The organism is Mesorhizobium sp. M7A.F.Ca.CA.002.15.2.1 (assembly GCF_003998715.1).
GTDB lineage: Bacteria > Pseudomonadota > Alphaproteobacteria > Rhizobiales > Rhizobiaceae > Mesorhizobium > Mesorhizobium ciceri.
This window is the reverse complement of sequence record NZ_RZPI01000074.1, coordinates 1-12,639: the sequence shown is the minus strand read 5'-3', so window position 1 is coordinate 12,639 and position 12,639 is coordinate 1. Positions and strand designations below refer to the sequence as shown.

The window sequence follows — 12,639 nt, the reverse complement described above, 5'->3', positions numbered from 1 at the left end:
AGTCCGGATCGGCCATGACAGCCTGCCGGCCAACCTCATGAAAGGCGATGTTCTGCGAGGAATGGCGCGCGCCGGTGGCGATCGGCAGCGCCGAGAAGACGCGCTCCGGATAGCTCGACGCCCATTCCAGCACCTGCATGCCGCCCATCGAGCCGCCGAGCACGCAAAACAGTTTCTCGATGCCGAAATGGTCGATCAGCATTTGCTGCGCCCGCACCATGTCGCGGATGGTGATGATCGGCAGGTCGAGCCCATACGGCTTGCCGGTGGCCGGATTGGTCGAAGCCGGGCCGGTGGAGCCAAGGCAACCGCCGATGACGTTGGAGCAGATGACGAAGAAACGATTGGTGTCGATGATCTTGCCGGGGCCGATCAGCACTTCCCACCAGCCAGGCTTGCCGGTCACCGGATTGGTGCTGGCGACGTGCTGGTCTCCGGTCAGCGCATGGCAGACGAGGATGGCGTTGGAGCGGGCATCGTTCAGCGTGCCATAGGTCTGGTAGGCGATCTGGAACGGTGACAGCAGCGTGCCGGCGTCCAGCTTGAGCGGCTTGTCGGATCCAAAACGCAAAACCGGGCTCGACGGTTGGTCGACCTCGTTGTTGGTTTTGCGGGCACGCAGAACGGCCATGACATCCATCTCACACTTTGAGCCCACGCATCGCACTCGTCGAAAGTCGATGCCGATACGGGTGTCCGGCCGGCGCGGACAACAAAAAACCGGCATTGCGGTCGCAAAGCCGGTTACAGGATGCAAACGGCCCTTTAGCAAGTTGTTTAACGTGGCTGCAAGCCGACCGGCCAAATCACCACGGAAGTTCGCTCCCCTTCTAGGGCTGTGGCGCGCCGGCGTCAACGGCCTGCCTTGGGCGGGAGGCTGTCGCCTCTCGACATTGCAGGCCACGGCTTGTATTTCCGCTGCGGCTTCCCTCAGGAAGCGTTCTCGACGGATTTTGCGACATGAGCCAGACACCGGACCAGGCACGTCCAACCCCGCGCGCGGGCATCATGGACATAGACGCCTATGTGCCGGGCAAGAGCACGGCGCCTGCCGGCGTCGCCAAGGTCCACAAGCTGTCCTCCAACGAGAACCCGCTCGGGCCCTCGCCGAAGGCGATCGAAGCCGCGCGCGAGATTGCCGGCAAGCTCGACATCTATCCCGACGGCACCGCCAGGCGGCTGCGCGAAGCGATCGCCGAGGTGCATGGCCTCAACCCGCAGAACATCATCTGCTCCAACGGCTCCGACGAGATCCTCGGCCTGCTGGCGCAGACCTATCTGGCGCCCGGCGACGAGGCCGTCATCACCGAACACGCCTTCATGGTCTACAAGATCTACATCCAGTCGGCGGGCGCCGTTCCGGTGACGATCAAGGAAACAGACGAGCGCGCCGATATCGACGCCATCCTGGCCGCCGTCACGCGGCGCACCAAGATCGTGTTCCTCGCCAATCCCAACAACCCGACCGGCACTTATGTGCCGTTCCAGGAGGTGCGGCGGCTGCATGCCGGTCTGCCCAGGCACGTGCTTCTGGTGCTCGACGCGGCCTATGCCGAATATGTCCGCCGCAACGACTATGAGGCCGGCATCGAACTGGTCGGCAGCGCAGAGAACGTGGTGATGACCCGGACCTTCTCCAAGATCGGCCTTGGCGGGGCGCGGATCGGCTGGATGTACGGGCCGATGCACATCGTCGACGCCATCAACCGCGTGCGCGGCCCCTTCAACGTCAATGCGACGGCGATCGAGGCCGGCATCGCCGCCATTCGCGATCGCGCCCATGTCGAGCGCAGCGTGGCGCACAACGAGACCTGGCTGGCCTGGCTGAGTGAGGAATTCACAAAGCTTGGATTGCGGGTGACGCCCAGCGTCGGCAATTTCATCCTCATTCATTTTCCAGAGGACCAGAAACATTCGGCAGCGGCGGCGGACGACTATCTGACGGCGCGCGGCTATATATTGCGGCGCGTTTCGGGCTATGGCTTTCCCAACGCGCTGCGCATGACCGTCGGTACCGAACAGGCCAATCGCGGCGTTGTCGCCGCTCTCACGACATTCCTGAAAAGCTAGAAACCATGACATCACCGATGTTTGAAAAGATCGCGCTGGTCGGCATCGGCCTGATCGGCTCGTCGCTGGCCCGCGTCATCCGCCGCGAGGGCCTCGCCCGCCACGTATCCATCTCGACCCGCAGTGCGGCGACGCTGGCACGGGCCGAGGAGCTTGGGCTGGGCGATAGCTATAGCACCGATGCGAGAGAAGCTGTCCGCGATGCCGACCTGGTCATCATTTCGGTGCCGGTCGGCTCGTCCGGCACGGTTGCCGAGGAAATCGCGCCGGCGCTGAAGCCGGGCGCGATCCTCACCGATGTCGGCTCGACCAAGGCGTCTGTCATTGCGCAAATGCAGCCTTATGTGCCTGAAGGTGTCCATTTCATTCCCGGCCACCCGCTGGCGGGCACAGAAAAATCCGGCCCCGACGCCGGTTTCGCCGACCTGTTCGACAATCGCTGGTGCATCTTCACGCCGCTGCCCGACACCGACCCGGACGCGTTGGAGAGGCTGTCGGAGTTCTGGCGGCGCTGCGGCGCCAACATCGACACGATGGATCCCCAGCATCACGATATGACGCTGGCCATCGTCTCGCATCTGCCGCACATCATCGCCTACAACATCGTCGGCACCGCCGATGATCTGCAGTCGGTGACCAAATCCGAAGTGATCAAATATTCGGCTTCCGGCTTCCGCGACTTCACCCGCCTTGCCGCCTCCGATCCGACCATGTGGCGGGATGTCTGTCTGCACAACAAGGACGCCATCCTCGAAATGCTGGCGCGGTTCTCGGAGGATCTGGCGTCGCTGCAGCGCGCAATCCGCTGGGGCGACGGCGAAAAACTCTTCGACCTGTTCACCCGCACCCGCGCCGTGCGCCGCTCGATCATCGAAGCCGGCCAGGACATCGACGTTCCCGATTTCGGCCGTCAGGCGGTCGAGCACCCCGCGAAGGGCTAGGTCTGTCTCAGGCAGGCCAGGTCTGCGCAACCATGGCCAGCGTCTCGGCTCGGTTCGGCGCGCCAAGCCTGCCGCCGAAGCGCAGGCATTTGAGCGCCGCGGCCGCACTGGCAAACCGCAAAGCCTGCTCGACCGGCATGGCTTCCGCCAGCCCGACGGCGAAGGCGCCGTGAAAGACATCGCCGGCGGCGAGCGTGTCGACCGCCTTGATTTTCGGCGCCGCGACATGGCGCACGCAGCCAGCGCGACGGTCGTGCCACCAACTGCCCGCCGCGCCGCCTGTCACTGCGACAAAAGCGTCGCTGCGGCTGGCGAGATCGGCGCAAGCCGTTTTCGGATCGAGCGCCTGGCCGCAGACGATGCGCGCTGCCGGCTCCGAAGCGATGATGTGCGTAGCGAGCGGCAACAACTGCTCAAGGACCTCCAGCGGCGCGGTGTCGGCATCGAGGATCGCCGGACGGCCGATGGCGCGCGCCGCCTTCAGGGCGAGTGCCGCCGCACCCGGCCAGCGGACATCGACCAGAACGGCATCGAATGCCATGAGGTCGGCGACCGGCAGGACGTCGGGATCGGCCTGGGCAAGCCTGTCATAGAACGGCACGATGATGCGCTCGCCATGCGCGTCGACCAGGATGGAGGCCAGCGCCGAGCGGGCACCTCTGACGCGCCGCACGAAGGTGCAATCGACGCCTTCGGCCTCTATGCCGGCGATGAGCTGGTCGGCGACGGCATCGTCGCCGGCACTCGCCCACAGCGATACTTCGGCGCCCAGGCGATGGGCAGCGCAGGCGGCGCTGGTGGCCATGCCCGAGGCGATCTGGACGCCGTCGGAGGCCATGAACTTGCCCTGATGCATGGGCAGCGTCTCGACGTGCAGGATGGTGTCCAGCGTCAAAGCGCCAACGCTCAGCAGCTTCACGGGTTTTGCCATGGCTGAGCTATTCGACCGGCTTGATCTTGCCCAGCGGAATGAAGCCGAGCGAGGCCTTGCCCCTGACCACCTTCAGCGGCATGGACGGTTCGTTGCCGAGCACCGCCAGGGCAGAAAAACCCTGCTCGATCTGGCTTTTCTGCTCGGGTATGGCGGTGCCGAGGATGGCCGCCACCGCCTTCGGGTCCTTCAACCTGATCATCAGGTCGGCGTTGACCAGGCCCTCGGCATCGACCGAGAGCGGTCCCGAAACGGTGATGCGCGCCGTCCCCGACGACAGATCAAGGTTGCGGATTTCGATCGCCTGGCCACGAAGGCTCTTCACCCGCGTGCCGATCAGTGCGACGCCGTTCTTCAATGTCACGTCGCCGCTGGCATCGAGCGCCGGAAGCACGCGCCCGCCAAGTGCGTCGGGGTCGACCTCGAGATCGCCGAAACTGCCGAGATAGTCGATATCCTCGCCGTTGGGCTGCAACTGACCTGATGCCTTGCCGGCACTGAACAGTTGCACCGGATCGGTATCGTCGGCCGGATCGGTCTGGCCGGAAAGGCCCTCTGCCTCCAGCGAAATCCGCCGCGGCAGCGGCCACCACAATTTGAAATTGGCCTGCAGATTGTCCCAGTCGATCCACAGCGGCACCATGTCCGGCACGGAGGTCCTGAGCGGGCCGCGCAGATTGGCAACCGGCGACAGAGGCTGGATGATCTGGGCGGCTGCGTTGAAACTGCCGGCTGAGGCCGCAATGTTCTTGGCATCGTCCTCATAGGCGAGGTTGTCGCAGGAGACGGTAAAGCTCAAGGGATAGCCGCTGACCTGGAGATTGGCGCAGCCGGCCTCGACGCCATTCTTGTTGAGCGTGGCAACCGCCTTGTCGGCCTCGCTCCTGACGCGGTCAGCCAGATAGAACCAGCCGCCGCTGTAGAGGGCGAACAGCACGACGATGAATGCTGCAAGCCAGATCAGGCGGCGACGTTTGTTCGGCTGGCGTTCGTCACTTGACGTCATGCTTTGGCTCTCGTTAACGCATGGGTATTGCGGACGGGTAGTCGATTCCGCCAGGTGGACAGACGAATAGTTAGACGGGACGGGCGGAAAAAACACCGGTCCGGGTGCGGTGTTGGCATCTTTTGCAATCAGGCGCGGCGATATGGGCGATTTTTGGGTGTTTGGCTATGGCTCGCTGATCTGGCGGCCGGGATTCGCGCATGTCGAAACACAGCGTGCCCGCCTGCATGGCTACCGGCGCTCGCTCTGCGTCTATTCCTTCGTGCATCGCGGCACGCGCGAGCGGCCGGGGCTGGTGCTCGGCCTCGATCGTGGCGGGTCCTGCGTCGGCCTCGCATTCCGCGTCCCCGGCGACTTGCGCGACGAGGTTATGGCCTATCTGCGCGAGCGCGAGCTGGTCACCAATGTCTATCTGGAGCGTCTGCTCAAGGTTCGCCTCGACGGCGGCGGTACGGTCGACGCGGTGGTTTACATTGTCGACCGCCAGCACGAGCAATATGCCGGAGCGCTCGACGCTGCAGATGCGGCGGCCGTGGTGCGCGGTGCGGTCGGCCAGTCCGGCAACAACGAGGACTATGTGCTGAGCACGCTGGAGCATCTCGAGGCGCTGGGCATTCGCGATCATTGGCTGGAAGAGGTGGCGCTGCAGGTCGCGCCTTTGTGAAGCTGGCTCTGCGGAAAAAGGCCGTCAGGCCTTTGACCTCGTTCAGGCAAGACCTAGGTTAGGCTCCAACCCTCAGACCGCGGGCGCCATTTGCCCGCCCAATCATCCCGGAGATCCGCCTTGCAGAAACGTCGTCTCGGTCGCACCGACTTGTCCATCGCGCCGCTGGTTCTGGGCGGCAACGTCTTCGGCTGGACTGCCGACGAGAAAACCTCGTTCGACCTGCTCGACCGCTTCGTCGGCGCCGGCCTCAACGCCATCGATACGGCGGACGCCTATTCGCGCTGGGTTCCAGGCCACAAGGGCGGCGAATCGGAAACCATCATCGGTAAATGGATGAAAGACCGTGGCAATCGCGACAAGGTCGTGGTGATCACCAAGGTCGGTTCGGATATGGGACAGGGGCACAAGGACCTGTCCGCCGCCTACATCGAAAAGGCCGTCGACGCATCGTTGAAGCGGCTGCAGACCGAATTCATCGATCTCTATCTGTCGCATTGGCCGGATCCTGCGACGCCCTATGAGGAAACGCTTGGCGCCTACGAGAAGCTGCTCGCCAAGGGCAAGATTCGCTATGCCGGGTGCTCTAACCTCGACGCCGGCCAGTTGCGTGCGGCACTCGATGTGGCGAGCCTGCGCAGTCTGCCGCGCTACGAGGTGCTGCAGCCGGAATACAATCTCTACGATCGCTCATCCTTTGACGGGCCGTTGCGCGATCTGTGCGTGGCCGAGGACATCGGCGTCATCACCTATTTCAGCCTGGCCAAAGGTTTCCTCAGCGGCAAATACCGCAGCGAGGCCGATCTCGGCCAAAGCCCGCGTGGCGGCGGCGTGAAGGACTATCTCAATGGGCGCGGCATGCGCATCCTTGCGGCACTCGACGCGGTGTCATCAAGGCATTCGGCCAAGCAGGCGGAAGTCGCGCTTGCCTGGGTGATCGCTCGGCCGGGCGTCACCGCGCCGATAGCCAGCGCCACCAAGCCCGAGCAGATGGACAGCCTGATCAAGGCGGCGTCGCTGAAGCTGAGCGCCGCCGACATGGCCGAACTCGACAGGGCGAGCGACTGAAGTTTCGGCGGCCGCTCCTCGCACGAACGTCCAAGACGACCCTCTTGTCTTGCCATAGCCTCCTTCGCACGGGGCAAGACAGAGGGTGAGATGACTGAGCCGCTTCTTTTGCAGCCGGATCTTTGGCGCCAGTTGTGCGCGCTCGTGCTTGCCTCCGCCGTCGTCATGGGCAGCCCGGGGCCGGCAACGATAAGCGTCACCGCCGTTGGTGCCGCCTTCGGTTTGCGCCATTCCCTGGGCTATGCCTGGGGAATCATCCTGGGCACGATCGCCGTGCTTTTGGTTGTCGCGACCGGGGTCATGGCAGTGCTCACCTCGATGCCGAAGCTGGCGCCGTTGCTGGCTTTGGCCTCCGCGGCCTACATCCTCTATCTCGCCTTCAAGATCGCTACGGCGCCGCCGCTGGCCGCCCGCGCCGCCGAGACTTCGCGTCCCACATGGCTGGCTGGATTTCTTCTCGCGGTCGCCAATCCAAAGGCCTATGTGGCGATCGCCGCCGTGTTCGCCGGTGCTTCGTCCAAACAGGGCGCCACTGAGCCTGGTCTATGGCTGAAGCTGGCGGTTCTCGCCCTGATGATCGTTGCCATCCACGCTCTGTGGCTTGTCGCGGGGGCTGGGTTCGCGCGCTTCCTGCGCCGGCCGGCGGCCTCGCGGATCATCAATCTGATCTTTGCCGTGACGCTGGTGTTGACCACCGCGCTGGCGGTGTTCGGCTGAGAACTGCCGGCCGGAGACTTCCGGTTCCGACTTTGGTTCTTTCGGCGTTGTCCAGCTCTTGCAGCCTTTTCACCGCTGTCGGCGGCAAGGCAGGCGGGTTCGGGCCGCGCGCCGCATCCATCAGGAACTGGTCGCAGGCAGCTTCGGTCTCGCCGATCAGCCGGGCCATGAATTCGTCCTTGCTCAGTCCCGGTGGAATCGGCGGCAGGAAACGCGCCTTGATGGTGCCGGGATAGCGCAGGAATTTGCGGCGCGGCCAATAGAGGCCGGCGACATGGGCAACCGGCACCACCGGAACACCAAGCTGCGTGTAGATTTCGACGATGCCGTATTTGTAGGCCGGTTCGTCGCCCGGCGCGCGTCTTGTCCCTTCGGGGTAGATGATGAGCTGGCGAGGGTTGCGCGCCATCTCTTCCTTGGTCGCGGCGACCACGGCCTTCAGTGCCTTCGAACGGCTGCCGCGATGAACCGGGATCATGCGCATCTTCATGATGTACCAGCCGAAGAACGGGATCCAGGTCAGCTCGCGCTTGAGGATGTAGAGCGGGTCCTGAAGGAAGGGGAAGAAGGCGATCGCGTCCCAGAACGACTGATGCTTTGGTGCCAGGATGAAGGAGCCTTCGGGCAGGTTTTCCCGGCCGGTGATCTCGTTCTTCGTTCCGGCGATCTTCTCGTAAAGCCACATCGAGGTGCGCGACCAGAATTTCGGCACGAACCAGGCGCGGTGCCGGGGCGACAGGAAATAGTAGGGGGTCCAGAGGATCATCTGGACGATCAGGTTGACGTAGAAGACGAAATTGAACGTCAGCGATCTGATGTAGAGCATTGGGGGAGCCCGGTGAGGAGGTGAGCGTTGGTTACACCAAGCGCGGGAAAAAAGGAAATGGCCGCAGGGCGCTTTGGGTGGCGACGAAGAACGGCCACCGATGGGTTGGCCTGGTTCCGCTACATCAGCCGCGCCAGCCGCGCCTTCAGGCGCGGAGCGGCAAAATCGAGGAAGGCGCGCAGCTTGACCGGCAGCAGGCCGTGGCCCGCATGCACCAGGCTTACCGGCCATGGCGCCGGCTCGAATTCCTGCAGCAGGACGCGCAGCGCGCCGGACCGCAGCGCGGCTTCGATCTGGTAGGAAAGCACACGCGTCAGCCCGACGCCGGCAATCGCGGCATCGATGGCCGCTTCGGCGGTGTTGACCTGAAGCCGCGAGCGGACCCGAACCGGGATTTCGGCCTTGCCCTTGATGAAGCTCCAACTGGCGGCGGAGGCGAGCCCCTCGAAGGTGATGCAATCGTGTGTTTCCAGATCCTCCGGGGTCGTTGGCGTGCCGTGTTCGGCCAGATAGGCCGGGCTGGCGCAGACGACGCGGCGGATCGCGCCGACGCCGATGGCGACCAGGCTCGAATCGGGCAATCGGCCGATGCGGATGGCGAGATCGAAATGGTCCTCGACCAGCTGGGTTATGCGATCGGCCAATGTCAGGCGGATGTCCACGTCGGGATAGGCGGCGAGAAAGCCGGTGACGACCGGCAGCACGTGCAGGCGGCCAAAGACGACCGGCGCGGTGATGGCCAGTTCGCCGGTCGGAACACTGTATTCGCCGGCGGCCGTGCGTTCGGCCTCGCCGACGTCGTCCAGGATGCGGCGGCAGGCGGCAAGATAGGCCTGGCCGGCATCGGTCGGTGTCAGCCGTCGCGTCGAACGATTCAGGAGGCGTGTGTTCAGATGGCGCTCGAGATCGGAAATCTTGCGGCTGACCGTCGCCAGCGGAATGCCGAAACGGCGGCTGGCCGCGGAAAGGCTGCCGGCGTCCACCGCGGCGACAAAGAGCGACATGGCCTCGAGACGATCCATAGCTTCTTCCGAAAAATGGAAGGACAAGTTACGAATATGCCACCTGCCTTTGAATGATGGAAGGCTTATATTCCAGTCTGTCGGCCCTGCCTGCAGCATGGCCTCGCACAGGAGTTGCCATGTCCGAAGCCCGCCCGCCGCTGCCGCCGTTTACCGCCGAGACCGCAGCGCAGAAGGCGCGCATGGCCGAGGATGCCTGGAATTCACGCGATCCAGCGCGGGTCGCGCTCGCCTATACAAAGGACAGCCGCTGGCGCAACCGCGCCGAATTCCTGCAAGGCCGCGACGCCATCCAGGCCTTCCTGACGCGCAAATGGAGCCGCGAGCTCGACTACCGGCTGATCAAGGAGGTCTGGGCCTTCCACGGCAACCGCATCGCCGTGCGTTTCGCCTATGAATGGCACGACGACAGCGGTTCATGGTTCCGCAGCTACGGCAACGAGAACTGGGAATTCGACGAACACGGGCTGATGCGTCTGCGCATCGCCAGCATCAACGACCTGCCGATCAGCGAGGCAGATCGCAAGTATCACTGGCCGCTCGGCCGGCGGCCGGACGACCACCCGACACTGTCGGAGCTCGGACTTTAGCATCTTGCCGCAAGGAAGCTTTCGATGAACGCGCATGCTTTCACCAGCGACGTCGCCTTCACGCCGACCGTCAAGGCGATCCAGGCCCGCAAGGGCTCACGTCAGTCCTACGCCCGCGTCGAGGAGCGTGGCGGCTGGCAGGCCGGCATCACCCCGGACCTTGCCGCCTTCATCGAAATGCAGACCAGCGTCTTCCTGTCGACCGCCAACCGCGAGGGGCAGCCCTATGTCCAGCATCGCGGCGGGCCGGCCGGCTTCGTCAAGGTGCTGGATGAACATACGATCGGCTTCGCGGATTTTTCCGGCAACCGGCAGTTCATCACGCAGGGCAATCTGGCCGACAATCCAAGGGCGTTCCTGTTCCTGATCGACTATATGCACCGCCAGCGCATCAAGCTCTGGGGCACCGCGCGCGTCGTCGAGAACGATGCCGAACTGATGGCGAAGCTGATGCCGCAAGGCTACAGAGCGCGCGCCGAGCAGGTCGTCCTGTTCACGGTCTCGGCCTGGGATGCCAATTGCCCGCAGCATATTCCACAACGGTTCGAGGCAGCCGACGTCGCGGCGGCACTCGGCGAGCGGGACAAGCGTATCGAACGCCTTGAGCAGGAGATCGCACGGCTCAGGGGAAATTCGGGCGCGGCCGCAGGGGAATAATCAGCCGCCGGCCGCGGTTTCGGCCAGCGCGATGCCGTTGGGCGTCGGCTTGACAGGCACGATGCCGCGCGCCAGCGCAAGCAGATATTTGTTGTATTCGGTGAACAGCACGCGCAATGCCCGCGGCTTGGTCAGCCAGCCGCCATTGTCGAGGTTGGAATTGACCACCGGATAGGGCTCGAGCTTGGCGCCATGCAGCAGCCTGCCCATTTCCAGCAGGCTGCGCGGCATATGATAATTGTTGGTGACGAGGATCACCGTGCCATAGGCGTGGCTCTCGACCCATTTGGCGCTTTCCTCGGCATTGCCGATCGTGTCGAGCGCGGCGCGGTCGATGTCGACGCAACAGGAGAACAGATTCTTGTCGCCGCCGGTTGCCGCCTGCAGCTGGCGACGGCTGGCCGAAGGATGCACGCCGCTGATCAGCAGCCGTTCGCCCTTGCCGGACGCCAGCAGATCCATCGCGGCATCGAGGCGGGACTGGCCGCCGGTCAAGACGATGATCGCGTCTGCCCTGGCCGGATTGGCGGGCGTCGTCAGGTGACTGACCTTGTTGGCGAACCAACCGAAACCGCCGGCAAACAAAGTTGCAAGGATGAGGACGGAGAGGGCGGACAGGCGCAGCGTGGCTCTTAGACGGCTCACAGCGCGGCGGTCATGCGAACGTGCAACCACCACTGGCATCTGCCCAGCCGTACCGGTCGAATCCCGCGCGTCCATCGCCATATGGTTAATCCTGAAATGCGGCCTTGGGTAGGTAAAAGACGCACTTTGCGTTACGCGAATTCTCTATTCGTGATCACCCTGTTTTATCCATGTCGTTGTCCCAAAACCGGTTCCCACTTTTGGGCGACATGAATTAGCCTGCATCCGGTTGGCGGACATCGATGTCGCTGAGATAGGCAACGACGGTGGCGTGCGAGGTTGCCGCCGTCAGTCCGCCGATCACCAGCACCATCAAGACGACACCGAGATAGCCTGCCGAACCGATGGCGAAATTGCCGAACAGGGCGGTCGCCTGGTCGGCCTGCGGCGTCGCCATATTGCGCGACGACCACCAGGAAAAGACGATGAACACGAGCACTGCGGCGGCACCGCCGGCCGCCGCTCCCTTCATGCCGGTGACCAGGAAATGCCGGCGGAATTCGCGCGCGATAAAGCGTGCCTCGGCGCCGACGAAATGCAGGACTTCGATGATGTGACCGTTGCCGGCCATGGCGCCGCGCGTCGCGAACACCACCGTCAGCACCGTCGCCGACAGCATCAGCGCCAGCACGGCGATGCCGATGGTCACCGTGGTGCGGGCCATCGCCACCAGCCGGTCGACCCAGGTGCGGTGATCGTCGAGCGATGCGCTCGGCAGTTTCGGGGTGATCGCGGCGCGTATGGCGGCGAAATCGGGCGGGCTGTTCTCGTCGATGGTGACGATGATCAGTCGCGGCACCGGCAATTCGTCGATGTTGAGGCCCGAGCCCAGCCAGGGCTCAAGGAGCCGCGCGGTCGCCTCGCGGTCGATGATCCGGGTCGCCTTGACGCCGGGGAATTCGCCGGCGATCTGCGAGGCCTGGGTAAGGGCTGCTTCCATGTCGAGGCCGTCGACCGGCTTGATCTGGATCGTTGCCTCACGTGAAATCTGGTTCTCCCAGACGGACGCTGTGTCGCGCACCAGCGTCACCGCGCCGAAAGTCAGGCAGGACAGGAAGGTCATGATGGCGATGACCAGCACCAGCGCCCGGCCGGCGATGTTCTGCGCCGGCACGATCGGCGCCATCCTGCGCTGGGCGCGCGGCTTTGCTTCGGTCGCCTCGGCGTCCTGCTCCCTTTCCACAAAATGTTCGGCGGACAGTTCAGTCATAGATGTCCAGCCTTCCCCCGGCCAGGATCATGCGGCGCGCGTCGACCTGCTCCATCAAGCCGAGATCGTGGGTGGCGATCACCACGGCGGTGCCGAGACGGTTGAGTTCGATGAACAGCCGCAGCAGGCGTCGCGCCAGCGGCGGATCGACATTGCCGGTCGGTTCGTCGGCGAGCAGGATTTCCGGCTGCTCGATCAGCGCCCGCGCGATCGCGGCGCGCTGCTTCTCGCCACCGGACAGAACCGGCGGCAGCACATGCATGCGTTCGCCCAGCCCGACCCACTTCAACAG

At 64.2% G+C, this 12,639-nt stretch carries 15 protein-coding genes and 1 riboswitch; of the genes, 7 read left to right on the top strand and 8 right to left on the bottom strand.

Translation table 11 applies throughout. The annotated features are described in order from the left end of the window. Nucleotides 1-631 (bottom strand): homoserine O-acetyltransferase (metX, locus tag ENZ74_RS07140; protein ID WP_127312708.1); only part of this gene is annotated, 631 nt, incomplete at its 3' end. A gap of 114 nt (nucleotides 632-745) precedes the next feature. Then, nucleotides 746-823, bottom strand: a riboswitch (SAM riboswitch). A gap of 137 nt (nucleotides 824-960) precedes the next feature. Here metX and hisC point away from each other — a divergent pair. Then, the gene (hisC, locus tag ENZ74_RS07135) at nucleotides 961-2,070 is read left to right on the top strand and encodes a histidinol-phosphate transaminase (protein ID WP_063169099.1); all 1,110 of its coding nucleotides are present in this window, start codon (nucleotides 961-963) and stop codon (nucleotides 2,068-2,070) included. Between the two features lie 5 nt (nucleotides 2,071-2,075). Beyond that, a complete protein-coding gene (locus ENZ74_RS07130) occupies nucleotides 2,076-3,011 on the top strand; it encodes a prephenate/arogenate dehydrogenase family protein (RefSeq protein ID WP_027162911.1) in 936 nt (311 codons plus the stop codon). Between the two features lie 7 nt (nucleotides 3,012-3,018). Here the strand turns inward: ENZ74_RS07130 and ENZ74_RS07125 are convergent, their stop codons facing one another. Together ENZ74_RS07125 and ENZ74_RS07120 are read right to left on the bottom strand one after the other, a co-directional pair. Further along, nucleotides 3,019-3,942 (bottom strand): sugar kinase, encoded by a 924-nt coding sequence (locus tag ENZ74_RS07125; RefSeq protein ID WP_063169098.1) that lies wholly within the window; start codon nucleotides 3,940-3,942, stop codon nucleotides 3,019-3,021. 7 nt (nucleotides 3,943-3,949) lie between these two features. Then, nucleotides 3,950-4,948 carry a DUF2125 domain-containing protein gene (locus ENZ74_RS07120; RefSeq protein WP_063169097.1) on the bottom strand — a complete coding sequence of 333 codons (999 nt, stop codon included), beginning with the start codon at nucleotides 4,946-4,948 and terminating at the stop codon, nucleotides 3,950-3,952. Nucleotides 4,949-5,090: 142 nt separating this feature from the next. Here ENZ74_RS07120 and ENZ74_RS07115 point away from each other — a divergent pair, with 142 nt between their 5' ends. The 3 genes from ENZ74_RS07115 (at nucleotide 5,091) to ENZ74_RS07105 (ending at nucleotide 7,397) form a co-directional block, all read left to right on the top strand. Continuing rightward, nucleotides 5,091-5,612 carry a gamma-glutamylcyclotransferase gene (locus ENZ74_RS07115; RefSeq protein ID WP_013529391.1) on the top strand — a complete coding sequence of 174 codons (522 nt, stop codon included), beginning with the start codon at nucleotides 5,091-5,093 and terminating at the stop codon, nucleotides 5,610-5,612. A gap of 120 nt (nucleotides 5,613-5,732) precedes the next feature. Continuing rightward, nucleotides 5,733-6,680: an aldo/keto reductase gene (locus ENZ74_RS07110; RefSeq protein ID WP_063169096.1), complete on the top strand. Its 948-nt coding sequence runs from the start codon at nucleotides 5,733-5,735 to the stop codon at nucleotides 6,678-6,680. A 90-nt stretch (nucleotides 6,681-6,770) separates the two neighbouring features. Next, complete coding sequence (locus ENZ74_RS07105; RefSeq protein ID WP_063169095.1) at nucleotides 6,771-7,397, top strand: LysE family translocator; 627 nt, start codon at nucleotides 6,771-6,773, stop codon at nucleotides 7,395-7,397. On the opposite strand, the gene ENZ74_RS07100 is transcribed toward ENZ74_RS07105, so the two are convergent. After that, nucleotides 7,339-8,223 (bottom strand): 1-acyl-sn-glycerol-3-phosphate acyltransferase, encoded by an 885-nt coding sequence (locus ENZ74_RS07100; RefSeq protein WP_245470936.1) that lies wholly within the window; start codon nucleotides 8,221-8,223, stop codon nucleotides 7,339-7,341. The genes ENZ74_RS07105 and ENZ74_RS07100 overlap by 59 nt on opposite strands. Nucleotides 8,224-8,342: 119 nt before the next feature. After that, entirely contained in the window at nucleotides 8,343-9,245 is a 903-nt protein-coding gene (locus tag ENZ74_RS07095; protein WP_063169094.1) for a LysR family transcriptional regulator, read from the bottom strand. A 119-nt stretch (nucleotides 9,246-9,364) separates the two neighbouring features. Here ENZ74_RS07095 and ENZ74_RS07090 point away from each other — a divergent pair, with 119 nt between their 5' ends. Both ENZ74_RS07090 and ENZ74_RS07085 read left to right on the top strand, forming a co-directional pair. Beyond that, a complete protein-coding gene (locus ENZ74_RS07090; protein ID WP_063169093.1) occupies nucleotides 9,365-9,835 on the top strand; it encodes a DUF1348 family protein in 471 nt (156 codons plus the stop codon). 24 nt (nucleotides 9,836-9,859) lie between these two features. Next, nucleotides 9,860-10,492: a pyridoxamine 5'-phosphate oxidase family protein gene (locus ENZ74_RS07085; RefSeq protein ID WP_063169092.1), complete on the top strand. Its 633-nt coding sequence runs from the start codon at nucleotides 9,860-9,862 to the stop codon at nucleotides 10,490-10,492. Here ENZ74_RS07085 and ENZ74_RS07080 read toward each other — a convergent pair whose 3' ends face one another. The 3 genes from ENZ74_RS07080 to ENZ74_RS07070 all read right to left on the bottom strand — a co-directional run. After that, nucleotides 10,493-11,218, bottom strand: a complete 726-nt coding sequence (locus ENZ74_RS07080) for a YdcF family protein (RefSeq protein ID WP_024503762.1) — start codon at nucleotides 11,216-11,218, stop codon at nucleotides 10,493-10,495. It lies immediately after the preceding gene. A 133-nt stretch (nucleotides 11,219-11,351) separates the two neighbouring features. Then, nucleotides 11,352-12,347 (bottom strand): ABC transporter permease, encoded by a 996-nt coding sequence (locus ENZ74_RS07075; protein ID WP_013529399.1) that lies wholly within the window; start codon nucleotides 12,345-12,347, stop codon nucleotides 11,352-11,354. Beyond that, nucleotides 12,340-12,639, bottom strand: a 300-nt coding sequence (locus tag ENZ74_RS07070; protein ID WP_127312707.1) for an ATP-binding cassette domain-containing protein, incomplete at its 5' end; no start/stop codon positions are given. The genes ENZ74_RS07070 and ENZ74_RS07075, both read right to left, overlap by 8 nt.